The organism is Hydrocarboniphaga sp. (assembly GCF_965279055.1).
Classification (GTDB): domain Bacteria; phylum Pseudomonadota; class Gammaproteobacteria; order Nevskiales; family Nevskiaceae; genus Hydrocarboniphaga.
Map to the genome: position 1 here is coordinate 1,844,322 of NZ_OZ257125.1, position 24,743 is coordinate 1,869,064.

21 protein-coding genes are annotated in these 24,743 nt (G+C 64.5%); 16 read left to right on the plus strand and 5 right to left on the minus strand.

From position 1 onward, the window contains the following. Positions 1 to 40: 40 nt before the first annotated feature. Positions 41 to 580 carry an ECF-type sigma factor gene (locus tag ACQZF9_RS08330; RefSeq protein ID WP_428312772.1) on the minus strand — a complete coding sequence of 180 codons (540 nt, stop codon included), beginning with the start codon at positions 578 to 580 and terminating at the stop codon, positions 41 to 43. 109 nt (positions 581 to 689) lie between these two features. Here ACQZF9_RS08330 and ACQZF9_RS08335 point away from each other — a divergent pair, with 109 nt between their 5' ends. From ACQZF9_RS08335 to ACQZF9_RS08345, 3 genes are all read left to right on the plus strand, one after another. Further along, entirely contained in the window at positions 690 to 1,145 is a 456-nt protein-coding gene (locus tag ACQZF9_RS08335) for a hemerythrin domain-containing protein (protein ID WP_428312773.1), read from the plus strand. A gap of 376 nt (positions 1,146 to 1,521) precedes the next feature. Continuing rightward, positions 1,522 to 2,592: a phosphotransferase gene (locus ACQZF9_RS08340; RefSeq protein ID WP_428312774.1), complete on the plus strand. Its 1,071-nt coding sequence runs from the start codon at positions 1,522 to 1,524 to the stop codon at positions 2,590 to 2,592. A 10-nt stretch (positions 2,593 to 2,602) separates the two neighbouring features. Next, the gene (locus tag ACQZF9_RS08345) at positions 2,603 to 2,893 is read left to right on the plus strand and encodes a DUF1330 domain-containing protein (protein WP_428312775.1); all 291 of its coding nucleotides are present in this window, start codon (positions 2,603 to 2,605) and stop codon (positions 2,891 to 2,893) included. A gap of 15 nt (positions 2,894 to 2,908) precedes the next feature. On the opposite strand, the gene ACQZF9_RS08350 is transcribed toward ACQZF9_RS08345, so the two are convergent. Continuing rightward, on the minus strand, positions 2,909 to 3,712 hold the full coding sequence (locus tag ACQZF9_RS08350) for an SDR family NAD(P)-dependent oxidoreductase (protein ID WP_428312776.1): 804 nt from the start codon (positions 3,710 to 3,712) through the stop codon (positions 2,909 to 2,911). 118 nt (positions 3,713 to 3,830) lie between these two features. Between ACQZF9_RS08350 and ACQZF9_RS08355 the strand changes: the two genes are divergently transcribed. From ACQZF9_RS08355 to ACQZF9_RS08385, 7 genes are all read left to right on the plus strand, one after another. Beyond that, complete coding sequence (locus ACQZF9_RS08355; protein ID WP_428312777.1) at positions 3,831 to 4,268, plus strand: hypothetical protein; 438 nt, start codon at positions 3,831 to 3,833, stop codon at positions 4,266 to 4,268. Between the two features lie 147 nt (positions 4,269 to 4,415). Further along, a complete protein-coding gene (locus ACQZF9_RS08360; RefSeq protein WP_428312778.1) occupies positions 4,416 to 7,457 on the plus strand; it encodes a PAS domain S-box protein in 3,042 nt (1,013 codons plus the stop codon). A gap of 58 nt (positions 7,458 to 7,515) precedes the next feature. Next, positions 7,516 to 8,499 carry a ribosome small subunit-dependent GTPase A gene (gene rsgA, locus ACQZF9_RS08365; RefSeq protein WP_428312779.1) on the plus strand — a complete coding sequence of 328 codons (984 nt, stop codon included), beginning with the start codon at positions 7,516 to 7,518 and terminating at the stop codon, positions 8,497 to 8,499. Between the two features lie 167 nt (positions 8,500 to 8,666). After that, positions 8,667 to 10,571 carry a tetratricopeptide repeat protein gene (locus tag ACQZF9_RS08370; protein ID WP_428312780.1) on the plus strand — a complete coding sequence of 635 codons (1,905 nt, stop codon included), beginning with the start codon at positions 8,667 to 8,669 and terminating at the stop codon, positions 10,569 to 10,571. Between the two features lie 191 nt (positions 10,572 to 10,762). Further along, on the plus strand, positions 10,763 to 11,371 hold the full coding sequence (locus ACQZF9_RS08375) for a hypothetical protein (protein WP_428312781.1): 609 nt from the start codon (positions 10,763 to 10,765) through the stop codon (positions 11,369 to 11,371). A 12-nt stretch (positions 11,372 to 11,383) separates the two neighbouring features. Continuing rightward, the gene (locus tag ACQZF9_RS08380; protein WP_428312782.1) at positions 11,384 to 11,833 is read left to right on the plus strand and encodes a hypothetical protein; all 450 of its coding nucleotides are present in this window, start codon (positions 11,384 to 11,386) and stop codon (positions 11,831 to 11,833) included. Between the two features lie 150 nt (positions 11,834 to 11,983). Then, the gene (locus tag ACQZF9_RS08385) at positions 11,984 to 13,021 is read left to right on the plus strand and encodes a hypothetical protein (RefSeq protein ID WP_428312783.1); all 1,038 of its coding nucleotides are present in this window, start codon (positions 11,984 to 11,986) and stop codon (positions 13,019 to 13,021) included. 161 nt (positions 13,022 to 13,182) lie between these two features. On the opposite strand, the gene ACQZF9_RS08390 is transcribed toward ACQZF9_RS08385, so the two are convergent. After that, complete coding sequence (locus ACQZF9_RS08390; RefSeq protein ID WP_428312784.1) at positions 13,183 to 14,754, minus strand: long-chain-fatty-acid--CoA ligase; 1,572 nt, start codon at positions 14,752 to 14,754, stop codon at positions 13,183 to 13,185. Between the two features lie 265 nt (positions 14,755 to 15,019). On the opposite strand from ACQZF9_RS08390, the gene ACQZF9_RS08395 reads away from it, so the two are divergent. The 5 genes from ACQZF9_RS08395 (at position 15,020) to ACQZF9_RS08415 (ending at position 22,602) form a co-directional block, all read left to right on the plus strand. Further along, positions 15,020 to 16,072, plus strand: a complete 1,053-nt coding sequence (locus ACQZF9_RS08395; protein ID WP_428312785.1) for an NAD(P)-dependent alcohol dehydrogenase — start codon at positions 15,020 to 15,022, stop codon at positions 16,070 to 16,072. A 34-nt stretch (positions 16,073 to 16,106) separates the two neighbouring features. Next, a complete protein-coding gene (locus ACQZF9_RS08400; RefSeq protein ID WP_428312786.1) occupies positions 16,107 to 18,845 on the plus strand; it encodes a LuxR C-terminal-related transcriptional regulator in 2,739 nt (912 codons plus the stop codon). Positions 18,846 to 18,952: 107 nt separating this feature from the next. After that, complete coding sequence (locus ACQZF9_RS08405) at positions 18,953 to 20,566, plus strand: flavin-containing monooxygenase (RefSeq protein ID WP_428312787.1); 1,614 nt, start codon at positions 18,953 to 18,955, stop codon at positions 20,564 to 20,566. 100 nt (positions 20,567 to 20,666) lie between these two features. Continuing rightward, on the plus strand, positions 20,667 to 21,350 hold the full coding sequence (locus ACQZF9_RS08410) for a LuxR C-terminal-related transcriptional regulator (protein WP_428312788.1): 684 nt from the start codon (positions 20,667 to 20,669) through the stop codon (positions 21,348 to 21,350). An 85-nt stretch (positions 21,351 to 21,435) separates the two neighbouring features. Beyond that, positions 21,436 to 22,602, plus strand: a complete 1,167-nt coding sequence (locus tag ACQZF9_RS08415; protein WP_428312789.1) for a serine hydrolase domain-containing protein — start codon at positions 21,436 to 21,438, stop codon at positions 22,600 to 22,602. Between the two features lie 122 nt (positions 22,603 to 22,724). Here the strand turns inward: ACQZF9_RS08415 and ACQZF9_RS08420 are convergent, their stop codons facing one another. Further along, positions 22,725 to 23,180 carry a MarR family winged helix-turn-helix transcriptional regulator gene (locus tag ACQZF9_RS08420; RefSeq protein WP_428312790.1) on the minus strand — a complete coding sequence of 152 codons (456 nt, stop codon included), beginning with the start codon at positions 23,178 to 23,180 and terminating at the stop codon, positions 22,725 to 22,727. After that, positions 23,177 to 23,896 (minus strand): dienelactone hydrolase family protein, encoded by a 720-nt coding sequence (locus ACQZF9_RS08425; protein ID WP_428312791.1) that lies wholly within the window; start codon positions 23,894 to 23,896, stop codon positions 23,177 to 23,179. Before ACQZF9_RS08425 ends, ACQZF9_RS08420 begins: the two co-directional genes overlap by 4 nt. 314 nt (positions 23,897 to 24,210) lie before the next feature. On the opposite strand from ACQZF9_RS08425, the gene ACQZF9_RS08430 reads away from it, so the two are divergent. Then, the gene (locus ACQZF9_RS08430) at positions 24,211 to 24,690 is read left to right on the plus strand and encodes a hypothetical protein (protein ID WP_428312792.1); all 480 of its coding nucleotides are present in this window, start codon (positions 24,211 to 24,213) and stop codon (positions 24,688 to 24,690) included. Positions 24,691 to 24,743 lie beyond the last annotated feature (53 nt).

Consider the following 24,743-nt stretch of genomic DNA (forward strand, 5'->3'; position numbering starts at 1 on the left):
CAATTGCATCAGTAGCCCGGGTGAAACCCGGGGATTGTTGCTACTCCAGCAGCAGCTTCATCAGCACGCGCGCCTTGTTCCAGTCGTTGCGCACGGTGCGCTCGGACAGGTTCAGCGCCTGGGCGATGTCGAGTTCGGTGAGGCCGCCGAAAAAACGCATTTCGACGATCTGCGCCAGCCGCGGCTCGCGCAGCCGCAGCGCCTCGACGGCTTCATCGACGTACAGCGGATCGTCCTCGACGATCGCCTGGTCGAGATTCTGCGTGTCCAGCCGTAGCACCTCGCCGCCGCCGCGGCGCTCGGCCAGATGCTGGCGCGCCATGTCGACGATCACCGAGCGCATCACCTTGGAAGCGTGGGCGAAAAACTGCGCACGCTGGGCCTCGCCGATTTCGGATTTGGCCGAGGCCAGCAGTTTCAGATAGGACTCGTGTACCAGGCAGGTGGTGTCCATCAGCGGCCCGCGGCCGGACAGCCGCAGGCGGCTGCGCGCGAGCTTTTTCAGATCGGCGTAATGGTCGTCCCACAGATCGTCGAGCCGGGGTCTGCGCGCATCCGAAGTGGGTGAGATGGTGGTCATGCCGCCAAGCCTAAAGCATGGCGCGGCCGACGGCAGCGGGGTGCGCGATAGGCCGGCAGTCAGCAAGGCCTTTTTACACTCGCGCCTCGTGTCCAAAAAGGGGGGAGCAATGGCGGAGACCATTTTCGAAGCGCTGCGCGAGAGCCACCGCATCCAGCGGACGCTGATGCGCCGGTTGATGCTGTCCAAGGCCGATCCGCGCCGCGATGAAATATTCCGCCTGCTGCGGATCGAGCTGGCGGCGCACGAGGCGGCGGAGGAGCGCTATCTGTACGTCGAAATCCTGATGGACGATCGCGGCCTGCACCCGTCGCGCGACGCGCTCGCCGATCATCACGAGATGGACGAGCTGGTCGAAGAGATGCAGCACGGTCACCATGCCGGCCGCAGCTGGACCAGCAAGATGAAGAAGCTGGCCGAGAAGCTCTACGACCATCTGCGCGAGGAAGAGAAAATCTTCTTCCAGATTTCCGGCAAGATCCTCAGCGACACGCAGAAGACGCGTCTGGCGGTGCAATACCGCAAGGACTATCGCGACATGCACCGCAAGCTCGAAGCCGGCTAGCGTATACAGGCATGGCCGCGTGCGCGCGCAACACATTGCGCGCACTCACCGGCCCGAGCTTCATGGCAGCATCCTGCAGATGCAGCCATTGCGAGGTGCCGCGTGCCGACAGCTAAGGAACATCTGAATAAGTCTTGCGCGCCCGCGTTGCCCCGGAGCTGCCGCCAGGCAAGGCGCGGGCTGCGCGGTTTGGCGATTCCAAACAAGCGGCCCGCAACGCCGCATGGCGGCAGCTCCGGGGCAACCCAAAGGGCCGGCGCCAAAACCGGCACGCTGCGGCGTCAGTCGCTCCTCCTGTATGCCCAATACACTTCGTCACTCCTTCCTTGCATCGTGCCGGTTTTGACGTCGGCGCGGACGTGCAGGACTTATTCAGATGTTCCCTAAGGATCAGGATCGTGTGCCGCAGCGCTGGGAAGACATCACGCCGGCCTGGTTGAACGACGCGCTGGCCGCGCGTTGCGCCGGTGCCGTGGTGCAGCAGGTCGACATCGTGCATCGCGACGACGGCACCAATCGCCGCGCCGTGCTGCAGCTGTCCTATTCGCGTGGCAGCGGTCCGCGGACGCTGTTCCTCAAAGCCAACGATCCGGCGCATCGCGCCGTACACCTGCGCAACGGCAACCTGTTCAACGAGGCGCTGCTGTTCGGCGCGAATGTGCCGTTGCCGGTGGAACATCCCATCGTCTACAGGGCGATTGCGGATCAGCAGCGGGGCGATTTCCTGCTGGTGATGGAAGACCTGAAACAACGCGACGCTGATCCGCGTGACGCGCTGCGGCCGATGAGCGCGGAGCAGGTTGCCGACGGCCTGCGCGGACTGGCGCGGCTGCACAGCCAGTACTGGGGATTCTCCGCCGACCGCCATCCGCAGCTGGGCTGGATCAAGACCTGGGAAGCGAGCGAGGGCTGGCTGGTGGGACTGCGCAGACGCATTCCGATCGGCCTGGAGCGCGCCGCGGGTCTGCTGCCGGATTCGCTGCCGCACTACGACGGCGAGCAGATCCTGGAGTTCTGGCGGCGCTACGTGGCGAGCCTCAGCGAGCACCCGATGACCCTGCTGCACGGTGACGCGCATATCGGCAACACCTACATCGTGCCCGGCGGCCAGGTCGGGTTTCTCGACTGGCAGGTGGTGCGGCGCGGCGAGTGGTCGCAGGACGTGGGCTACTTTCTGGTCGGCGCGCTGACCGAGGCCGATCGGCGGCGCCACGAGCGTGAGCTGGTACAGATCTATCGCGATGCGCTGGACGTGCCGGCGGCCGAGCGACCGAGTGCGGAGCAGATGTGGCGGCGTTACCGCGCCACGCCGGCCTACGGCCTCGCCATCTGGTTGTCGACGCTGGGCACCGACGGCTGGCAGGCGCCGGCGATTTCGATCGCACTGGCACAGCGCTATGCGGCAGCCTTCAGCGATCTGGACAGCGCATCGGTGCTGGCCGGGTAGGCGGCGCAAAATGACCGCGTACCTGATCTTCATTCGCGAAGGCGCGATCGTCGATCAGGCGGCAATGGATCGCTATCGTGGTTCCAATCGCACGACGCCGCCGCTGCCGAGACCGGCGCCGCTGGTGGTCTACGGCAGCATCGAGGCGCTGGAAGGCGAGGCGCCCGATGGCGTCGTCGTGCTGCAGTTCGCCAGTGTCGAGGACGCAAAAGCCTGGTACCAAAGCCCGGCTTACCAGCGCGCGATACCGCATCGGCAACAGGCCGCCGACTACCGCGTGTTCATCGTGACCGGTTCGTGAGCCGGCGCTCGGCGCTTACACCGCGAAGCTGTAACCGCCGTTGACCGGATAAGTCTGGCCGGTGATCCACGAAGCGGCGTCGGAGCACAGGAACAGGCTCATCGCGGCGACATCGGCGGGCTTGCCGAAGCGCCGGATGGTGTAGCTCGCCAGCTGCGCCCTGGAACGATCGCTGGCGATGAACCGAGCGAGCTGCTCGTCGTCCATCGGCGGTTCCAGTGTCGACAGCGAGATCGCATTGCAGGTGATGCCGAAGCGCCCGGTTTCCTTGGCGATGGATCGCACGAAGCCGGCGGCCGCTGCCTTGGCCGCGGCATAGGCGGCCAGCCGCGCCTCGCCGACGCGGCCGGAGTCCGAGACGATGGTGACGATCCGGCCGCGCTGCTGCGCGACCATCTCCGGCAGCGCGACATGGCAGCAGTTCATCACGCCCTGCAGATTGGTGCGGAAATAGCGGTCCCAATCCTCGGGCGCGGTCTCCCAGAAGAAAGGCGACAGGCCCATCGTCGCCTCGGGCCCGGCATTGCCAGCATTGTTGACCAGCAGCGTGATCGGCCCGAGTACGGCTCGCGCCTTGGCGAAAGCCGCAGCGACCGCGGCGTGGTCGCCGACGTCGGCCTGCACCGGCACGGCGCGCACGCCCAGGGCCTGTATCTCGGCGGCGACTGCCTCGGCGCGCGCCATGACGAAATCATTGACGGCGACGCCGCCGGCATTGTGCTGCGCCAGCAGCATCGCGATACCGCGGCCGGCGCCCTGGCCGGCGCCGGTCACCAGCGCGGCCTGTCCTGCGAGATCCAGCAGCCCTACCTGCGCCATGCTCCTGCTCCATCGTGTCCAGCACTTGTGTCCGATGGTAACAGCGCGCCGGCCGCGCCCAGGCAACACAAGCGCGCGGCGACGCGCTACGCTGACGGCATCTTCCGTGGAGAAACTGATGCGTTCGTTCGGTCTGCTGTTGATGGTCGCGCTGCTGGCCACGGCCTGTGCCTCGTCGAAGGACGACGCGGGCCAACCCAATCTGTATGTCTACGGCAGCGGCCCGGCGGAGCCGGCGCCGGATATCGACATCGGCACCTGGTCGGGTGCCACCAGCGACGGCGGCCAGGCGACGCTGGTGCTGGCCGAAGACGGCTCCGGCTTGCTGTGCTGGACCACCGCGGAGAAGCCGGACAAGTCGGTGCTGCGCCGCGTGCGCTATCGCGGCGGCATCCTGATGACCGAAAACAACCTCAAGCTGGCGATCACCGATGCGCCCGCCGGCGCGATGAAGATGCAGACGCTGGACGCGACCGTGAAGTACGAACTGCGCAGCGATCCCGATCTGCTGCTGGCGTCGCCGGCCTGCGGCCCGGTGTTGAAGAAGCGCCGCTAGCTCGGCCTCAGAGCGACTTGTAGCGACGTCCGGCACTGGGCAGGCCGGAGCCCACGGCTGTTATATTTCGGCGCGGTACATGGGGCGGGGCCGTCAACGGCCCGCATCCACCGCGACCGGAATAATCAGAATCGCTACGGACGGCGCATGCACACAGCAGCGACTGCTACAGGCAGCATCGGCACGTCCCAGGGCGCCTCACCGGCGTGGCTGCTGCGCGGTGGACACTGCGGGAACCTGCTCGCGCAGCGTGACTGGTCGGCGACTTCACTCGGCGCGATCGAGACCTGGCCGGCCAGCCTGAACACCGCGCTCGGCATCGTGCTGCTGTCACCGGTGCCGATCGTGATGCTGTGGGGCGAAGACGGCATCATGCTCTACAACGACGCCTACTCGATCTTCGCCGGCGGCCGCCATCCCGAGCTGTTCGGCTCGAAAGTGCGCGAAGGCTGGCCCGAAGTCGCGGCGTTCAACGACAACGTGATGAAGGTCTGCCTCGGCGGCGGCACGCTGGCCTATCAGGATCACGAGCTGACGCTGTATCGCAACGGTCGCGCCGAGCAGGTGTGGATGAACCTGGACTACTCGCCGGTATTCGACGAGGCCGGCCAGCCCGCCGGTGTGATCGCGATCGTCATCGAAACCACTCAGCGCGTGCAGGCCGATCGGCGGCTGTCGACCGAGCGCGAGCGCTTCCTGCAGGCCTTCGAGCAGGCGCCGGGCTTCATCGTGTCGATGCGCGGGCCGGAGCATCGTGTCGAGTTTGTCAACGCCGCGCACCGGCGCGTGTTCGGCAGCCAGGACTGGGCCGGCAAGACCATACGCGAAGCGTTCCCGGACGTCAGCGATCAGGGCTATTTCGAGATGATCGACCGCGTCTACGCTACCGGCGAACGGGTCTCGGTGGTCGCCGCGCCGGTGCGCTTTCGCCAGCCGTCCGGCGACGAGGAAGAGCGCCTGATGACCTTCGTCTGCGAAGCCATGCGCGACTCCGACGGCCGTGTCGTCGGCGTGCTCTGTGAGGGCAGCGACGTCACCGAGGCCGAGCGCGCCGAAAGGGCGCTGCGCGCCAGCGAGGAGCGGTTTCGCACCGCGCTCGAAATCCAGACCGTCGGCGCGGTCTACCTCGACGGCGCCGGCGTGCTGATCGACGCCAACGCGGCGTTCCAGCGCATGAGCGGCTACAGCGCGCAGGACATCGCCAGCGGCGAGCTGACCTGGGAGCGGCTGACCGCGCCGGACTACATCGAAAACTCGCGTCGCGCGTTTGCCGAGCTGAAAGAAAAAGGCGAGACCACGCCGTACGAGAAGGAGTACCGGCGCAAGGACGGCTCGCTGTGGTGGGGTCTGTTCGCCGCCAAGCTGCTGCCGGACGGCACCGCGTTCAAGTTCGTCATCGACATCACCGACCGCAAGCGGGTCGAGGCGGCCCTGACTGAAAAGAGCCGCGCGCTGGAGGCACTGAACTACGTCGCCGCCGCGACCGCCGCCGAACAGGACCTGAGCCAGATCGTGCAGCTGGTCGTCGACGCCGGAGTTGAACTCTGCAGTGCGCAGTTCGGCGCGTTCTTCTACAACGTCGTCGACGAGGCCGGCGAGAGCTACATGCTCTACAGCTTGTCCGGTGCGCCGCGCTCGGCGTTCGAGGGCTTTCCGATGCCGCGCAATACCGCGCTGTTCGCGCCGACGTTCGGCGGCGAAGGCGTGATCCGCTCCGACGACATCAAGCTCGACCCGCGCTACGGCCACAACACGCCGCGCAAGGGCATGCCGGAAGGTCATCTGCCGGTGACCAGCTATCTGGCGGTGCCGGTGATCGCGCGCGACGGCGAGGTCATCGGCGGCCTGTTCTTCGGCCATCCGCAGCCGGCGCGTTTCTCCGAGCAGCACGAGTCGCTGATCGTCGGCCTGGCCGCGCATGCCGCCGTGGCGATCGAGAATGCGCGGCTGATCGGCCGCGTGCAGGAGTCCAACGAGCTGCTGGAGCAGCGTGTCGCCGAGCGCACCGCTGAACTCGGCCAGGCCAACCAGGCGCTGCGCCAGGCGCAGAAAATGGAGGCGATCGGCCAGCTCACCGGCGGCATCGCGCACGACTTCAACAATCTGCTCGCCGGTATCAGCGGCAGTCTCGAACTGCTCGAGCGCCGCATCGCACAGGGGCGGCTCGACGGTGTCGATCGCTTCATCGACGCCGCACAGACGTCGGCGCGCAGGGCGGCGGCGCTGACGCAGCGGTTGCTCGCGTTCTCGCGCCGGCAGACGCTCGATCCCAAGCCCACCGCGGTGAACCGCCTGGTGTTCGGCATGGAGGAGCTGATCAACCGCACCGTCGGCCCGGCGATCAAGGTCGAGGTGGTCGGCGCCGCCGGCCTGTGGCCGATCAAGGTCGATGCCGCCCAGCTCGAAAGCGCGCTGCTGAACCTGGCGATCAATGCACGCGACGCGATGCCCGGCGGCGGCCAGCTGACCATCGAGACCGCGAACAAATGGCTGGACGCGCGCGCGGCGCGCGAACGCGATCTGGCGCCGGGCCAGTACATTTCGATCTGCGTCAGCGACAGCGGCACCGGCATCCCGAAAGACATCGTCGACAAGATCTTCGATCCGTTTTTCACCACCAAGCCGATCGGCCAGGGCACCGGGCTGGGGCTGTCGATGATTCACGGTTTCGTGCGTCAGTCCGGCGGCCAGGTGCGGGTCTACACCGAGGCCGAGCACGGTACGACGATGTGCCTGTATTTCCCGCGCCATATCGGCGAAGTCGACAGCGAGGCGCCGCGCGAGCCGCACGCGGTGCCCGATATCGGCGCCGGCGAAACCGTGTTGATCATCGACGACGAGCCGACCATCCGCATGCTGATCGCCGAAGTGCTGGCGGAGGCCGGCTACACCGCGATCGAGGCCGAAGACGGCCCGGCCGGCCTGAAGATCCTCAACTCGGAGGCGCGCATTGATCTGCTGATCACCGATGTCGGCCTGCCGGGTGGCATGAATGGCCGCCAGGTCGCCGACGCCGCGCGCGTGTCGCGGCCCGGGCTGAAAGTGCTGTTCATCACCGGCTACGCCGAGAACGCCGCGATCGGCAACGGCCACCTGGAGCCCGGCATGGACGTGTTGACCAAGCCTTTCGTGATGGCGGACCTCGCCAACAAGATCGGCGACATGATCGACAGCGTCGCGCCGCCTTGAAGCAGCGCCGCCGGCTGCTACCCTCGGCAACCCGACCACCCGCTTCCCGCAAGGCTTCATGACCCGCAACACCCACAGCGATCAGTTGATACGACTCGGCTGGAACACCGCCCTGGCCGACGCGCTCGCGCAACTGCCGGCCGCCAGCGGCCGGCCGGTGAGGGTGGTCGAGCAGCATCGCAGCGGCTACCGCGTGCACGACGGCCAGCAGGAATTCAGTGCCCGAACGCAGACCGCGCTCTACAAGACGCTGGACGCCGACGACGACGGCATCGCCGTGGGCGACTGGGCGCTGTTCGAAGAGGAGGGCGAAAGCCTCACGCAACTGATACCGCGCACCAGCCTGCTGGAGAGAACCCGCGAGGACGGACGTCGCCAGCGGCTGGTGGCGAACGTCGATACGGCGCTGCTGGTCATGGGCCTGGACGGCGACTTCAGCGCCGACCGGCTGATGCGATACCGCCTGATGGCCATCGCCGCCGGCGCCGCGCCGGTGCTGCTGCTGACCAAGATCGACCGCGTGCGCAATGCCGACGCTCTGCGTGCCGAGGTCCAGGCGCTGGCCGGCGACGCCACGCCGGTGCTGACGATGGATGCGCGCAGCCCGCAGGCCACCGCCATGCTCGCCAGCTGGCTGCTGCCGGGCCGGACGCTGGTATTGCTCGGCTCCTCCGGCGTCGGCAAATCCACGCTGATGAACAATCTGCTGGGCAATGAGGGTCAGCGCACCGGGGCGACGCAGTCGCATGACGATCTGGGCCGCCACACCACCACGGCGCGTTCGCTGCGCATGCTGCCGAGCGGAGCCTGCCTGATCGACACGCCGGGCCTGCGCGAGCTGAAACTGTCGCAGGAGCAGGCGCAGGTGGAAGACGAATTCGCCGAGATCCGCGAGTTGGCGCGGCACTGCCGCTTCAGCGATTGCGGCCATCGCGACGAGCCCGGCTGCGCCGTTATCCGCGATCTGTCCGCGGCACGGATCGCCGAATGGCGGGCCAGCATGGCGCCGCGGGCGAAGAAGTTCAGGCGCGGAAAACCCTGAGTGTCCTGCGCAAAAGGCGAGTGATCACCGTAGTGGCGAGGTGGTCCGCAACGCTCGCCGGCGCGCCGCAGCGCAACGGGCAGCGGCCTTATCGGGCGACTGATTCCATCTGCTAACCTTGGTGATAAAGCTCGCGACTTAGTCGGGCTCGGATTGGGGGAGTACGCATGGCGCAGATGAGCCCGCCGGCAAGCGATAGCGTGGCCGATGCGATTGCCTTGCAGGCAGCCGATCGTGAAAAACAGCAGCTGATTCACGAACAGGTGGGCTATCTGCAGCGCCAGCGCGGCGTGCAGGCGGCGCAGCAGGCGCTGCTCGAGCAACAGCGCCTGGGCCAGGTGTTTGCCAACAACAACCAGCGCGTACAGAACATCCGCGAGCGGCTGCGCATCGTGTTCGAAGTCGGCCTTGCGCTGGTCGTGCTGGTGGTCGCCGGCGTCGTGGTCAACCTGTTGTTCTCGGCCTGGCATGCGCAGAACGTGGTGATCGGCGCTTTCGACGTTCCGCCGGCGATGGACCAGCAGGGCCTCAGCGGCAAGACGATCGCGTCCGGCCTGCTCGACCAGTTGCAACGCTTCCAGTCGGAAACGCGTTCTTCGGTTTCCAAGCGCGGCATCACCGACGCCTGGACCGGGGATGTCCGCGTGGAAATTCCGGAGGCGCATATCTCGATCGGCGAGCTGCAACGCTATCTGCGTGCCTGGCTCGGCAACGAAACGCACATCGGCGGCGGCATCACGCAGACCGCCGAAGGCGGCCTCGCGCTCACGGTCCGCGGCAACGGCTTCGCGGCCAAGACCTTCTACGGCAAAGCATCGGAACTGTCGGCGCTGACCCTGCAAGCTGCCGAGTACATCTATGGTGTTTCGGAGACCTACCGCTTCGGTGCCTATCTGACCGACGAAGCCCGCGACCAAGAGGCGATCGAACTGGTCAAGACCCACTACGGCTCGGCGCTGCCGTCCGACAAGCCGCTGCTGCTCAATCTCTGGGGCCTGGCGCTACTCGATCAGGGGCAGTATGCGGAGGCCTTGACCCGGTTCCGTCAGGCGGTCGCGCTGAAGCCGGACTACTGGGTGGGCTACAACAACATCATGTCCGTCCAGACGACGCTCGGCGACGAGGAAGGCACGGTGCAGACGGGCCTGCAACTGGAGCGCCTCGCCCGGCGCGGGCAGTGGTTTGCCAAAGACGTCTCTCCGCTGTATTTCCAGAATCTCGACGTGTTGCGCTGGGATCTGCCGGCCGTGCACGAGAGCAACCTGCGCGATATGGCGGACAGTGCCGGACAGGGAACGGGTACCGTGACCGCGGCGGCGAGCGATGCACAGCAACTGGCGCAAATGCACGACTGGCAAGGCGCGCTGCTGGCGCTGCAAACATCGCCCGGCGCCGCCACTGATCCTTATGCCGTGATCCAGACCGATTTCGTCAACGGCATCATCGCGCTAGATCGCGGCGACCATGCCGCGGCGCTCGTGGCGCTGAATCAGGTCGACGCCGCCGTATCCGCGTCGACCGCGATGGCCGGCAACTTCATCGGCCCGTCCTGCTGGCTGGCGCTGGCGGAGGAGTGGACCGGACAGCACGACAAAGCCGTTGCCGACATCGAGCGCGGCGGTCGCGGGGTCGATTGCTATCGCTTCAAGGCCGACATCGGCGATCACCACGGCGACTGGGCGCTGGCGCAGCAACAGTACGCCGAGGCGGTGGCGCTGGCGCCGTCGATCCCGAGTTCGTATTTTTCCTGGGGCGAAGCCTTGATGCGCCACGGTGATATCGACGGCGCGGTCGCCAAATTCACCGACGCGAATGCTCGCGGCCCGCACTGGGCCGATCCGCTGAAGAGCTGGGGCGACGCGCTCGCCGCCAAGCAGGATTACAAGGCGGCGGTCGCGCGGTACACCGAAGCCGAAAAGTACGCGCCCAACTGGGGCGCGCTGCACCTGAGCTGGGGCCGGGCGCTGGACAAACTCGGCCGCCATGACGCGGCGCGCGAGCAGTATCGTCAGGCGCTGCATCTGGACCTGAGCGACGCGCAGCGCAAGTCACTGGAGGGTTGTTGCGCTTGAGCCGGTGGCGCCTTTCAGCCCGAACCGGACGTTGAAAGTCTGTCGACCGCGAAAGCTCTGACTGGGATATACCATCTAAAATCTGCATCTAGGTCCGAAGCCTGGACTGGCAAGACTTATTGACCGGGTGCAACCTGGCCACTAGGTCAAGAACCAGACCGACAATCGGATCTCAAATTTTGGGGGCGGGAATGGGCATCGAAGAGATTCCACCGGGACTGCGAACCAAGGATGCGTTCCACCATATCGATGCAGGCCTTATCAATCAGCGCTTGTGTTTCATGGCCTTGGGCAGCAAAGGCCGGGATTACTACACGTCGCGCGCCTCCGAAGCCGATGACCACATGGCACGGCTCGCCAACCGCCATCTCCTTGTGACGATGGTAGAAGACTTTTGTGAAGTCCTGGGCGCGCCCACCTTAATGGAGGCACTCGCGCTACAGAAGCCAAGACACCTCTTCCGCAGCACCGAGCGGCTGGCAGCGTGTCCAGAAATCTACGATGCAAAGCGTGTCGAGCATGAGGTGGAGCTGCCGGTTACTTTCGGCAAGCCTGTCGTCATCGCGTACCACACTTCTCACCTTGTGAGCGACACCGGCCGCATGACCTTGGCCGAGGGAAGTAAGAAAGGATACGTCGAATCGATCATCGGGTTGGTCCACGACGAGCCCGATCGCTTTCGGATCGAGCCATTGGTAATTGGATCTCCTTGGTTCGATCATCCTCGCAATGGCGCAGACTCATCTGCCCTGATGTGGCTCGGACAGAACTTCGGAGAACTCCTGCCAGAAGACATTTAGCAGTTCAGCGCGATGTCGAACGTCGTCGTTGCAAATGACCATGAATGGACCAGCGTGATGTCTCAGTTGAGTGAGGCATTCGTGAAGGAAGCGATCGGGTCTCTACTTCTTGAGCCGACCAAGAAGGATTGGGGTGGAGAATCAGACGATCACTTCTCTGGAAACGTAGTGGTGGGAGGAAAACGGCGTACCGCCGCTTTTCTGTTGAAGGGCCCCACTAACTTTCGTGAGATGACCCTCGAGATGATGGGCAAGCGTGCTGACCAGATTGTCCGGCTAGCGCGGACCGGCGCTGATGTGTATGTCGTACAACACTCTCATCTCATCGGCAGTGCAGTTCGCGAGACCCTGCGCGCACTGACAATAATGCCCGGTCGATCCTCGACCAAGTATTGCCTAATCGACGGGCTCGCGACTTACAAGATTCTCCGCGCCTACGACAGGATTCGGAAGCAGACTTGAGCTTGCTAGGGACGCTTTTGGCGCCGGGAGGGCGCGCCCGCCTGGGCACACTGGGCTTTGGCTCATTATGAAGGCTGCACTCGGGGCCATGGTCTGCAGCAACAGTTCGAGTCTCGATGTCTCCTTTACAGGATAAACACCCAGGTCGATATGGAAGACGGCGAAACTGAAGAGCTGCGGCGCTGGAGGAAGTATCGCGACGAACTTCGGCTGGAGGCTCTAGATCGTCACGCCGGACAGATCGAGCCATTCCTCATCCTGTGCAAACAGAAGGGACTTCCTGTCGATCGCTCACATCTTGACTTCTCGCATCCATCAGGGGTTTTCGCTACTTACCCTGGGCTACTGCGAGGTCTACTTGGTAGTGAAATCGTGCCGGACAAGGACGGCGTTTTCCTCATCAGGGACCTGCTGAGAGAATTCTCGTTCGGAACTCGTGAAGGTCATTTTTATTGTCCGCAATTCGTTGCTGTCGCACATCCGCATTTCCGCCGTGGATTTCATCGTCTGAATAATTTCTATCCGCGCTTTATCGAACTGTTCTCTGAATATGTGGCGAAGAGAGATGAGTGCTTCATCTCTTTGGACCCCGATAGTGTTCGTGTTGATGTGGATCACTACGGCTACAGGGAGATGGACACCTGGTACGGCGCCCCTTTCTCAGAAGCGATTGAGAATATCGCGCTTGGCATCGGGAAGCTCAGGCCATCAGCGGATGTCGATGATAGCTTCGTGCAAGCCTTCTTCTCGGACGCCTACTCGCTTGACTTTAAATGGAGCGAGAAGAACGGTATCAAGACATTTCAAGCACTTGAACTGAAAACTCAGCGAGTGCAAATCCAAGTCGGTGACGATTTATTCTATCCAGCTAGGTACATCCACGCAGAGTACGATCTTTCAAAAAAGGTCTTCCGCCACGTCGATGGTGCGGTTCAATACTTCGACGAACGCACCTACCTAGCGCGACGAGATTCAGACTTCAATTTCAACTTCAAAGGACACCTTCAGATCAAAGCCCCTTCGGTGAAGTTGTTCAAGATAAACAGCGCAGTGACAGTTTCCGACTGGGTAGAACTGGCTTGCCAGTTCCTCTCAGGCAATCCCCTCATCTTCGAATATTTCACCGGGGCATACCCGAAATACGTGAACGAAGGTATCGAGCGCTGGCGGGCTCGACAAGCAAACTAGCTCCCGCATATCAACCCCTACCCGACGTCGCGAGCGTTAACGGTGGCCCGCATCGTTTGAGAACGCCGACCGTCCGCTCCTGGCATACAGAAGCCGTTCGCGCCTACGGCCAGTTGAGTGCGCCGACGCCATCGAAAAAAGCGAACACAACAGCATTCCTGCTACTGCGCCGATATGCTCCTTTTCCCTGCCCGTAGCACGAACTTCTGAATCTTGCCGGTCGCCGTCTTGGGCAGTTCGGTCACGAAGTGGAAGGCGCTCGGCACTTTGAAGTGCGCCATGTTCTCGCGCGCGAAGCGGCGCATTTCGTCCTCTGCCGCCTGCGCGCCGTCGCGCAGCACGATGAACGCGTGGGGCGACTCGCCCCATTTGTCGTGCGGCATGCCGACCACCGCCACCTCCAGTATCGACGGGTGTCGCAACAGCGCGCCCTCGACTTCGATCGACGAGATGTTTTCGCCGCCGGAGATGATCACGTCCTTGAAGCGATCGCGGATCTCGACATAGCCGTCGGGATGCACCACCGCCGCGTCGCCCGAATGGAAATAGCCGCCGGTGAAGGCCTTGGCCGTGGCCTCCGGGTCGTTGTAGTAGCCCTTCATCACCACGTTGCCCTTGGCGACGATTTCGCCGAGCGTGGTGCCGTCGTGCGGCACGTCGTTCATCTGCTCGTCGACAACACGTAACTCGCCGGAGGTGATCAGCTCCACGCCCTGGCGCGCCTTCTGCACGGCGCATTCGCCGGGCGCAAGCGCCTGGTGCGCTGGCAGCGGCTCGCAGATCGAAATGAACGGGGCGGTCTCCGTGAGCCCGTAGACCTGTGTGATTTCCCAGCCGAGTTCGCCCTCCATGCGCTCGATCGTCGCCGGGGCGGGCGGGGCGCCGGCGGTGAACACCTTCACGCCGCGGCGCAGGCTGCTGCGCTCGTCCGCCGGCCCGTTTGCGATCGCGATAAGCACCGTCGGCGCCGCGCACAGGTGCGTGATCTGTTCCTGATTGATCGCCTGATAGATCCGCGCGGCCTCGACTTTCGGCAGGCAGACGTGCGTACCGCCGGTGCCGGTGATGGTCCAGGTGAAGGTCCAGCCGTTGGCATGGAACATCGGCAGCGTCCACAGGTAGCGGCTGGCCGGTGTGAGGTTCCAGTGTGCGAGCACGCCGATCGAGTTCACCCAGGCGTTGCGATGCGTGATCATCACGCCCTTGGGACGCGAGGTCGTGCCGCTGGTGTAGTTGATCGTGATCAGGTCGGTTTCGGCCGCCTCCACCTTGGTGAAGTGGCCGTCGCTCGCGGCCAGCAGCGCCTCGTAGTCGAGCCAGCCGGCCTTGTTGCCATCGAGTGCGACGAAGTGCTGCACGCCGGGCAGCTTGGCGCGCACGCTGTCGATGGCATCCAGGTAATCGCCGCTGGCGATGATCAGCTTCGAGCCGCTGTGCTCGCACAGATAGACGAAGTCGTCCGGCGTCAGCCGATAGTTGATCGGCACCAGCACCGCGCCGATCTGCGGCACCGCGTAGAACTGCTCGAGGTGCCCATGCACGTTGGGCGCAATGGTCGCGACGCGGTCGCCGGGGCGCACGCCGAGCGCGGCGAGGGCGGCCGAGGCCTTGTCGATGCGCTCGCCGAACTGGCGATAGCTAAGCCGCAGCCCGCCGTCGACGACCGCCTCGCGATCCGGATAGAGCTTGCGCGCGCGGCGCAGGAAGTCGAGCGGGCTCAGCGGAGTTTCCATCGTATTCGAGTCTCGGTTATCGATCGGTTGGCTGCAGCCTGCCAGGCAGACGTCGCGACGCGCCCACCGCGCTGCAGCAAAGCGATTGCGGGCCTTATGTTGAACACATTACGGCATCCGTTGCCACTACCCGTGCGACGCGAGCGGACTACTCTTCAAGTGGGGTTACAAGCACCCGATGCGCCCCTAACATGGAGCGCACAAACCACGCATCGACAGTGGAAGCCGCCACACCAAGGCGGCGCATATTACGAGGAGAGTCAGCATGCGCGCATTCGTGTTTCTCGGCGCAGGACGTGTCGGTGTCGTCGACCGTGCGATCCCGGTGGCCGGCCCTAACGATGCCATCATCAGAACGACCGCGTCCTTGATCTGCACGTCCGATGTCCACACCGTTTCGGGTGGCCTTCCGATTCCCGAAGGCCGGATTCTCGGCCACGAAAGCGTTGGCGTGGTGCATGCCGTCGGCAGCAGCGTGGTCCGCTACAAGGTGGGCGATCGCGTTGCGGTCAACGCGGTGACGCCTTGCGGCTCCTGCGACGGCTGCCAGCGCGGCTTCACCTCGCAGTGCGGCGGCATGCTCGGCGGGTACAAGTTCACCAACCAGAAGGACGGCAACCTCGCCGAGTATTTCCACGTCAACGACGCCGACTTCAACCTGGCGCTGATTCCGGCCGGCGTCACCGACGAGCAGGCGCTGTATACGACCGACATGCTATCGACCGGTTTCATCGGTGCCGAACACGCGCAGATTCCGCTCGGCGGCTCGGTCGCGATCTTTGCCCAGGGCCCGGTCGGCCTGTCCGCCACCATCGGCGCGACGCTGTGCGGAGCCGGATTGATCATCGCCGTCGAGGGCAAGCCCGATCGCGCGGCGCTGGCGCGACGCTACGGCGCCGACATCGTCATCGACCCCGGTGTCGTTGACCCGGTCAGCGAGATCATGTCGCTGACCGGTGATGGCGTCGATGCGGCGATCGACGCCCTGGGGCATCAGAAAACCTTCGAGGCCTGCGTCAAGGTCACCAAGGCCGGTGGTGTCATTTCCAACATCGGCTACCACGGCGATGGCGACACCACCGCGCTGTCGATCCCGCTCGCGGAATTCGGCCTGGGCATGGGCGACAAGCAGATCAGGACCGCGCTGTGTCGGGGCGGGCGGGTGCGCACGACGCGGCTGCTGCGCCTGATCGAGTCGCGCCGATTCGATCCGACGCTGATGACGACTCACAAATTCCCTTTCGAGGATGTGGCGACTGCCTTCAGGCTGATGCAGACCAAGCAGGACAACATCATCAAGCCGCTGATCACGTTCTGATCCCGATGAATCCGTCGCGACACGTGAGGCCGCAGTGAGTCCGGTCGGCGAGGGCATGCCGCGCCAGCGCCGGCTGGTCGCCAGCAAGCTGCGAGCGCCCACCTGGCGCGGCACGCTGATCGCCCGGCCGCAGCTGCTCGCGGCGCTGGAGGGCGTGCTGACGCGCAAGCTGGCGCTGATTCATGGGCCTGCAGGCTTTGGCAAGACCACGCTCGCAACGCAGTGGGCCGATCAGCTTCGCGCGCGCCGTATCGGCGTGGCGTGGTTGTCGCTCGATGTTGCCGACAACGATCTCAACCGCTTTCTGGCGTATCTGCTCGAAGCGGTTCGGGCCTTCGACGGCGGGGTCGGGTCAAGCCTGCGCGGCCTGATCGAAGCCAACCCCGACTCCTCCGCCGATTACGTGCTGGACACGCTGCTCGCCGACCTGGCCCTGCAGGACGGCGAGAGCGTGCTGTTCATCGACGACTGGCATCTGATCCACGACGCGGCGGTGCAATCGTCGGTTCAGCACCTGCTGATGCACCTGCCGCCGAACCTGCACGTGGTCATCACCAGCCGCACGCGCGGCGGTGTGCCGCTGAGCCGCCTGCGCGTGCACGACCTGCTGGTGGAAATCGATTCGACTGCCTTGCGTTTCGATCTGGAAGAGTCGCGCACTTTTTTGTCGCAGCACGAGGGCATCTCGCTCAGCACCGAAGACCAGTCCTCGCTGTGGCGCACCACGGAAGGATGGGCCGCGGCCTTGCACCTGGCGTCGATCTCGCTGCGCGCGTCGGGAAACGCCGATGGCATCGCGCAATGGACCGCCGGCGCCGCGGCGAACGACATCGGCGAATATCTCGCCGAAAACGTCGTCGGCCGCCTGCCGCCGGAGCAGGTGGCCTTCCTGTGCCGCACCTCGATTCTCGAGCGGATGTGCGGCGAGCTGTGCAATGCCGTCACCGGTGCCCACGATGGCGTGGCGCAGCTGGAGGCGCTGGAGAGCCAGGAGTTGTTCCTGCAGCCGATCGGCGAGGAGCGCAAATGGTTTCGCTATCACCATCTGTTCGCGCGCTTCCTGCAGCGCCGGCTGGAGCGTGACTTCCCCGGCGAAACCGCCGATCTGCATCGCGCGGCGGCGCGCTGGCTGTCGGACCAGGGCCAGATCGTCGAAGCAGTCGACCACGCGCTGGCGGCCAAAGACCTGAAGCTTGCCGTGGATCAGATCGAGCGCCATGCGATCCCGCTGGTGGCAACCAGCTGGATGTCGACCTTGCTCAATCTGGTGCGCAAGCTGCCGGGAACGGCGCTGCTGGACCGGCCCAGGATGCAGATGGCGATTGCCTGGGCCGATACGCTGACGCACCGGCCGCAGGAAGCCGAGGTCGCCTTGTGGCACGTCGAGCGTGTGGCCAGCACGCTTGCGGCCGTCGAGCGGCAAAGGCTGCTCGACGAAGCCGATGTGGTGCGTGCCTGCATGTGCGCCTATGGCGATCGTATCGACGGCATCGAGCCGCTGGTCGCCAATTGCCTGGATCGGCCGCAGGATTTCACGCCGCTCGCAGTCGGCGTCGCCGCCAACGTGCTGTCGTACTACCACCTGCACCGGCAACAGTTCGGCAAGGTGGATCCGCTGCAGCTGTGGGCGCGCGATTATCACGAGCGCTCGGAAGGCCTGTTCCCCAGCGTCTATGGCCGTTGCTTTCTGGGCCTGGCGCAGTATCGCGCGGGCTCGACCGGTCAGGCGCGCGCGACCTACGGCGAGGCGATCGATCTGGCGACGCGCAGCTCGGGCCCCCAGTCCAACTCGGCGCGGCTGGCCAGCGCGCTGCTCGGCCAGCTGCTCTACGAAGCCAACGAGCTGGAAGCGAGCGAGCGCCTGATCGCCGAGAGCCGCTTCCTTGGCTTCGAAGGCGGCGTCGTCGACTTCTACCTCGCCACCTTCATCACCGGTGCGCGGCTGGCATTGCTGCACGGCCAGCGCGAAGAGGCGACGTCGCTGTTGCAGGAGGGCCAGGAAACCGCCGCGACACTGAAACTGCGGCGCCTCGGCGCGATGATCGCGTTCGAGCGCGTGCGCATGAGAGTGCTGGAAGGCGATCTGCGCGGAGCCGAAAGCCTGCTGACCGATCAGCTGATCGACGACGACGCCACGCAGGAAGTCCGCATCGGCCTGGATCTGGCGCGCGCGCGACTGCTGTGCGCGCGCGGTCGCGGCGCGGACGCGGTCGAGCTGGTGCAAGCGCAGCTGATCGCCTGCGAAGCCAGCGGCTGGAAATCCCAGGAGATTCGCGCGCGCATCGTGCTGGCGCTGGCACAGGACGCCGCGGGCCTGGTAGCCGCGGCCGAGCAATCGCTGTTGCGCGCGATCGACGACGGCATGTCCAGAGACCTGATCCGGCTGTTTCTCGACGAGGGGCAGCCGCTGATCGCGATCCTCGAACGGGTGCGCGACAAGGCCAGGAGACGGCCGGTCGGATCCGAGGGTCTGCTCGAATTCAATTCCGCGGCGCAGCGCGTGCTCGTCACCAGCCGCGACTCGCGAGAGGGAGCGGCGTGTTTCGGCGCGGCGCCGATCAGGCCCGCGGAGTTGTTCACGGCGCGCCAGACCGAAGTGCTGCGGCATCTCGCGCAGCGCCGCAGCAACAAAGAGATCGCGCGCCTGCTCGACGTCAGCGTCGACACCATCAAGTGGTACCTCAAGAACATCTTCATCAAGCTCGGCGTGACCCATCGCGAGCAGGCCATCGCGGAGATGGCCCGACTGCAGCTGCTCAAGGAGCCGGAATGAACCGCGCGCCCGGCACGCCGGCCTGGTCGAGCTGAAAGTTGCCGACCGTTTCCGCCGGAGCGCGCATGGCGCGTGCCGGCTCACTCATCGATCCCAGGAGATTCTTCATGTCCGCCCCGAAATCAGCCGAACGTTTCGACGCCCTCGTCATCGGCGCCGGTTTGACCGGCCTGTATCAACTCTGGGCGCTGCGTCGCCTGGGGATGAAAGTGCGTGTGATCGAGGCCGCTCCGGGCGTCGGCGGCACCTGGTACTGGAACTGTTATCCCGGCGCGCGCACGGACTCGCCGTCGGATATCTACCAGTACTGGTTTTCCGACGAGTTGCTGCAGGACTGGAACTGGAGCCAGCGATTCGTCGCGCAGGAAGAGTCGGAGCGCTACTTCAATCACGTGGCCGATCGCTTCGACCTGCGCAAGGACATCAGCTTCAATGCGCGCGTGAAGGCGGCGATCTGGAACGAGCGCAGCTCGACCTGGACCCTGACCACCGAAGACGGGCAGCTCTACGAAGCGCCGTTCGTGGTGATGGCGCTGGGCCCGCTGAGTGCGCCGATGCTGCCACCGTTCGCCGGGCACGAGTCCTTCGAGGGGCAGCTGGTCCACAGTGCGCGCTGGCCGCGCGAGGGCATCGACCTGAAGGGCAAGCGCGTCGGCGTGATCGGCACCGGTGCCACCGGAATCCAGATCGTCCAGACCATCGCGGCCGAAGTCGGCCACCTGACCGTGTTCCAGCGCACCGCGAATTACGCGCTGCCGATGCTCAACCGCCGCTACAACGATGCCGACCACGCCGAGATCCGCGCGCGTTATCCGCAGACGCGCGAGATCGTCAACAAGACCTTCGTCGGCTTCGCCGATCCGCCGGATGGCCGTGAGTACTTCAGCCTGTCGGCCGAAGAGCGTCTGGCGACACTCGAACGTCTGTGGGCCGATGGCTCGCTGCGACTCTGGGTGGCGGGGTTCACCGAGATCTTCTTCGACCCCAAGGTCAGCGAAGCGGTATCGGACTTCGTTCGCGGCAAGATCCGCGCGCGCATTGACGATCCGAAGATCGCCGAAAAGCTGGTGCCGACCGACCACGGCTTCGGCACGCGTCGGGTGCCGCTGGAAAACGGCTACTACGACATGTTCAACCGCGACAACGTCGATCTGGTGGATATCAAGGCAACGCCGATCGAGTGCTTCACGCCCAAGGGCATCCGCACGTCGGCGGGCGAGATCGAACTCGACGTGATCATCCTGGCGACCGGCTTCGACGCCGGCACCGGCGCCCTGACTTCGATCGACATTCGCGGACGCGACGGTATCTCGCTGCGGGACTCGTGGAAAAAGGACATCCGCACGACGCTGGGCCTGCAGATTCATGGCTACCCGAACCTGTTCACCACGGCCGCGCCGTATGCGCCGGTCGCCGCGTTCTGCAATGCACCGACCTGTCTGCAGCACCAGGTGCAGTGGATTACCGACTGCATCGGCTACCTGCGCCAGCATGGTCGGCGCCTGATCATGCCGACGGCAGAAACCGAACAGGCCTGGCTCGCGCATCACGACGAGCTGGCCAACATGACGCTCGTGGCCAAGACCCGGAGCTGGTACACCGGCGCCAACGTCGAGGGTAAGCAGCAGCGCCTGCTCAGTTACATCGGCGGCGTGCCTGCGTATCAGGAGGCTTGCGCCAAGGTGCAGCAGTGCGAGTACCAGGGCTTCGAGCTTGCGTGAAGCAAAGGCCGCCCGGAGCCGGCGCGGCGTTCGCGCGAGCGTGACCCCGTTCGAACGGGGTCCGTCACCGAAGCTTCTGCCGCCAGTACAGGAGACAGCGATGTTGAAGCCGGATCGTGGTTGCAGCCTGGCGCCGTTCTTTGACGTCGAGCACGGAAAACTCGATGCATTCAAGGCGCTCGCTAGGGAGTTTCTGACGAAGACGCACGGCGAGGCCGGCTGCATCGAATATGCCTTTTCTCTCAGCGGCAACATTGCTCATTGTTGCAAGGGCTATGTCGACGCAGAAGCCCTGCTTGCACAACTGCAGAATGTTGAACAGCTGCTGGCCAAGGCGGGCAGGATTTCAAAAGTCATCCGGCTCGAAGTTCGTGCTCCGGACCTCGAGCTGGAGAAGCTGCGCGGTCCGATGCGGGAGCTGAATTCGCGCTTCTTCTCCTGCGACAGGAAATTTTCGGTCACGTTCAAGCGCAGCGATTCGTCGCCATCCAGATCAGAGCCGCGGATGACGATGATCGATTACGTGCCGCGCCCAGCGGCTGCCGCCAGCCTCGAAAGAAGGCGCGCCGGCTTCGAGCTGCTGAGCCCGCTGACACAACAGGAATTGCAGGTCATCAGGCAGATGGAACGCGGCGCGACGAACCGGCAAATGAGCCAGTGCCTTTTCGTCACCGAAAACACGATCAAATTTCATCTGAAGAACATCTTCTGCAAGCTCTACGTCAGCAATCGGCTGCAGGCCTTGATCGCCGCGCGAGATCTCGGCCTGGTTGGCGCGGCTTGAACCTTGTCGGCGCGCGGCCACGCCTCGCGCGCGGCGAAGCGACACTCTGAAGCGGTCATAAGAACAATCGAAATGAGGAGCCACGATGAGCCTGAACAATGCGCTGGACGCTGTGCTGCAAGCCGCCGCCGACAGCGGAGACATTCCTGGTGTGATCGCCACGGTCGCTGACCGCAGCGGCGTAATCTACGAGGGCGCATTCGGCGTCCGCGCCGTCGGCGGCGGCGTGCCGATGACGATGGACACCTTTATCTGGTTCGCCTCGCTGACCAAGTCACTGACCGCGACGGCGGCGATGCAGCTGGTCGAGCAGGGCAGGCTCGATCTCGATGCGCCGGCAGCCAGCGTGCTGCCGGAGATCGGAAAAATACAGGTCCGCACCGGCTGGAACGCGGATGGCACGCCGATACTGCGCGCGCCATCGTCGCCGGTGACTCTGCGCAGTCTGTTGACGCATACGTCTGGATTCGCCTACGAAATGTTTAACGCCGACGTGGTCCGCGAACAGGAAAGCACTGGCACTCCCAACGTGATCAGCGGCACTCGTGCGACGATGCATCGTGCGCTGGTCCGTGACCCCGGCACGGCATGGGAATATTCGATCGGCGTCGATTGGGCGGGCCGTCTGGTCGAGGCCGTGAGCGGCCTGCGCCTGCGTGACTATATGGCGAGCCATATCTTCGGCCCGCTGGGGATGAGCGACGTGAGCTTTCAGGCCGATCAGGAACAGCTTTCCCGTGCAGCCGCGATGCACGCGCGCCTGCCGGATGGCACCCTGGTTCCGATCCCGTTTGGCCTGCCGCCGGATGCCGAATTCGATATGGGTGGCCACGGCTTGTCCGGCCGGGCACCACACTACCTGCGCTTCTGCCAGGCGATCCTCAATGGCGGGATTCTCGACGGCAATCGGATACTGGCGCCGACCACGGTCGAACTGATGGGCATGAACCATATCGGCGCGCTGTCCGTGCCCGCGATGAAGACCGCGATGCCGACGCTGTCGAACGACTGCGACCTGCATCCGGGCATCGACCTGAAGTGGGGTCTGAGCTTCATTCTCAACGCTCAAGCCACGCCCGAAGGCCGCGCGCCCGGCACGATGGCATGGGCCGGCCTGCCGAACGTGTATTACTGGATCGACCGCAAGACCGGCATCACCGCGGTGATCGCCACGCAGATCATGCCGTTCTGGGATGCGAAGGTTCGCAGCATGTGCAACGAATTCGAGCGGCAGATTTACCGATACTGTTGAGTGATCGGTTCAGTTCGATGAGAGATGTCGGTCCACCTTCCAGGCGCCGGCTTTCAGCCCAGGAACCATGAACCGTCCCCGCCGCAACCGGTCTTCGCCACGAGAATGGCGCGGGCCGCGCCCTAACCGGGCAGCTCAAGCGGCTCCTGGCCATCAAACGCCTGGATTGCGTCGCGCATCCGCTGCAGCATCTTGAAGAGGCGGTCCTTCTCGCCATCCGTTAGAACGCCGAAGAAAACCTTACGGACTTGATCACGAACATCCTGCGAAGCCGCCAGATCCCTCGCGCCTTTCTTTGTGACGGTCAGAATCTTCGCTCGGCGATCCGCCGGGTCGGTCGTCCGCGTGATGAGCCCGTCGCGCTCCAGAGCGTCGAGCGCCTCGGTTATGGTCCTCGGCGAATAGCCGAGCGCCGTCGCGATGTCAGACCAGCGAGCATCGGGAGTTTGCAGGATGACTTCCAGCAGCCGGCTCTGTGCGAGCGAAACGCCCTTCTCTCGCATCAGTCGATCTTCGACGCGCATGCCCAAGGCTGATAGATGCCGGAATGCTGCTGCCAATGCTTGATCGTCGATCATGCCGGTGGGACCTCGAAGCACATCTCGAGAAGTGTCCGCATCATCGCCCAGGACAGGCGGTCGGCGGTTGCATCGTAGGCCATGCCCGGCACACCGAGCGCATCGATCAAGGGATCGGTGAAGGTGTGGCCGATGCCGCCGAACAGGTGTAGCTGCCAATCCCGCGCCTTGGCCGCCATCTCGGTCGAGAAGGCTGCGAAGTCTTCGCGTGACGCATAGGGGTCTTCGGTTCCCGACATCATGAGCACCTTGGCCGCGATTGGGCCATCCTGGCTGCCGTTCGGACGAATGTAGCCGGGGTGAAAGCCAATTGCAGCAAGAATTGGCGAGCCGGCGCGGGCCAGCTCAAGGACGGTGATGCCGCCTTGGCAGAAGCCGACCGCCGCGAGACGTGAGGCATCGACAAGCGGCTGCGCCGCCAATGTGCGGAGCCCCGCTGTGGCGCGCTTCAAAAACAGGCCGGGCGTTTCGAGGAGTTCCGTATGACGTCGCACCAGCTCGTCACGGGGAAAGCCAGCGACACCGTACATATCGACGGCAAACGCGGCATAGCCAAGTTCGGCAAGCGCGGTCGCGCGCGAATTGATTTGGTCGTTCACACCGGACGCATCGTGGGCAACAAGGACGCCCGGCACCGGCTGCTCCGTGGCGGGCATGGCGAGATAGCCGGTAAGCGTCGTCCCGCCGCAGTCGTAAGCGATAGGCTCGAGGTTCATCGTTTGACCTTCCTTGTGCTAGTGGCCGGATGCCGCCCCGGGGGCGCGCTTCCACTGAGGCGGTAGCGGCCACGGGCGGCTCTGGAAAGTTCATTCGAGAGCGGTAACGTGCCGCCCAGAAAACCTGCTGGTCGGCGCCGTTTCCAGCTAGCGCAAGCCGTCTTCTAACGGGCACTGCTTTGCGGCGTTCTCGCATGGAGTCTCTTGCGCGAATATAAATGGTACCATTTATAATGGCAACGCAGATAATACGAGTCTGTGAACGCATCCGGTCAGGGGGTGAAAACCACCCGAGATCGCAGGAGGAACTTGATATGTTTGGAATCTCGCCACTCGGCTGGGTACATACGCTCGGCAGCCTGCCGGCCATTCCCGTCGCTGCTTATATGTTTGCCCGCTTCGGCCGGATCGTGCCGCGCTCGACGGCAGGCGCCATCTACTTTTTTTCGATGCTGATCGGTTCAGTCACCATCCTCGCCATCGCCCATGCGCCGGTTAGTTATGTCATTGCTGGTGTGACACTCCTGCTGCTCCTTGTTGGGTATGGCGTCGCTCGGCTTCCTGGGCAGGGGCGTGCAAGGATCTACGTTGAGACGATCAGCCTCACACTGACCGCCTTTCTGCTGATGTTGCCAACTGTGACCGAAACTCTGCGTCGTGTTCCGGACGGTCATCCGCTGGTAACGGACTTGAAATCACCGATTCTCCTCGGAGCTCACGGCGCCCTGTTTGTGTTTCTCGTCATCGGCCTGACTGCGCAGATCATCTACTTGCGCAGGCAGACAAGCGACTGAGCCGCGCGCGAAGACGTTGACGCGGCTCAGTTGCCCGGAGTGGCCGCTGGATC

What these genes read in the sequence shown, in the direction of transcription:
- ACQZF9_RS08350 (WP_428312776.1), bottom strand. Translation starts at nt 3,712, where the DNA reads ATGGCGCAGGTAGGGCTGCTGGATCTCGCAGGACAGGCCGCGCTGGTG.
- ACQZF9_RS08430 (WP_428312792.1), top strand. Translation starts at nt 24,211, where the DNA reads ATGTTTGGAATCTCGCCACTCGGCTGGGTACATACGCTCGGCAGCCTG.
- ACQZF9_RS08335 (WP_428312773.1), top strand. Translation starts at nt 690, where the DNA reads ATGGCGGAGACCATTTTCGAAGCGCTGCGCGAGAGCCACCGCATCCAG.
- ACQZF9_RS08415 (WP_428312789.1), top strand. Translation starts at nt 21,436, where the DNA reads ATGAGCCTGAACAATGCGCTGGACGCTGTGCTGCAAGCCGCCGCCGAC.
- ACQZF9_RS08390 (WP_428312784.1), bottom strand. Translation starts at nt 14,754, where the DNA reads ATGGAAACTCCGCTGAGCCCGCTCGACTTCCTGCGCCGCGCGCGCAAG.
- ACQZF9_RS08395 (WP_428312785.1), top strand. Translation starts at nt 15,020, where the DNA reads ATGCGCGCATTCGTGTTTCTCGGCGCAGGACGTGTCGGTGTCGTCGAC.
- ACQZF9_RS08345 (WP_428312775.1), top strand. Translation starts at nt 2,603, where the DNA reads ATGACCGCGTACCTGATCTTCATTCGCGAAGGCGCGATCGTCGATCAG.
- ACQZF9_RS08410 (WP_428312788.1), top strand. Translation starts at nt 20,667, where the DNA reads ATGTTGAAGCCGGATCGTGGTTGCAGCCTGGCGCCGTTCTTTGACGTC.
- ACQZF9_RS08375 (WP_428312781.1), top strand. Translation starts at nt 10,763, where the DNA reads ATGGGCATCGAAGAGATTCCACCGGGACTGCGAACCAAGGATGCGTTC.
- ACQZF9_RS08340 (WP_428312774.1), top strand. Translation starts at nt 1,522, where the DNA reads ATGTTCCCTAAGGATCAGGATCGTGTGCCGCAGCGCTGGGAAGACATC.
- ACQZF9_RS08380 (WP_428312782.1), top strand. Translation starts at nt 11,384, where the DNA reads ATGTCGAACGTCGTCGTTGCAAATGACCATGAATGGACCAGCGTGATG.
- ACQZF9_RS08360 (WP_428312778.1), top strand. Translation starts at nt 4,416, where the DNA reads ATGCACACAGCAGCGACTGCTACAGGCAGCATCGGCACGTCCCAGGGC.
- rsgA (WP_428312779.1), top strand. Translation starts at nt 7,516, where the DNA reads ATGACCCGCAACACCCACAGCGATCAGTTGATACGACTCGGCTGGAAC.
- ACQZF9_RS08385 (WP_428312783.1), top strand. Translation starts at nt 11,984, where the DNA reads ATGGAAGACGGCGAAACTGAAGAGCTGCGGCGCTGGAGGAAGTATCGC.
- ACQZF9_RS08420 (WP_428312790.1), bottom strand. Translation starts at nt 23,180, where the DNA reads ATGATCGACGATCAAGCATTGGCAGCAGCATTCCGGCATCTATCAGCC.
- ACQZF9_RS08425 (WP_428312791.1), bottom strand. Translation starts at nt 23,896, where the DNA reads ATGAACCTCGAGCCTATCGCTTACGACTGCGGCGGGACGACGCTTACC.
- ACQZF9_RS08405 (WP_428312787.1), top strand. Translation starts at nt 18,953, where the DNA reads ATGTCCGCCCCGAAATCAGCCGAACGTTTCGACGCCCTCGTCATCGGC.
- ACQZF9_RS08330 (WP_428312772.1), bottom strand. Translation starts at nt 580, where the DNA reads ATGACCACCATCTCACCCACTTCGGATGCGCGCAGACCCCGGCTCGAC.
- ACQZF9_RS08370 (WP_428312780.1), top strand. Translation starts at nt 8,667, where the DNA reads ATGGCGCAGATGAGCCCGCCGGCAAGCGATAGCGTGGCCGATGCGATT.
- ACQZF9_RS08355 (WP_428312777.1), top strand. Translation starts at nt 3,831, where the DNA reads ATGCGTTCGTTCGGTCTGCTGTTGATGGTCGCGCTGCTGGCCACGGCC.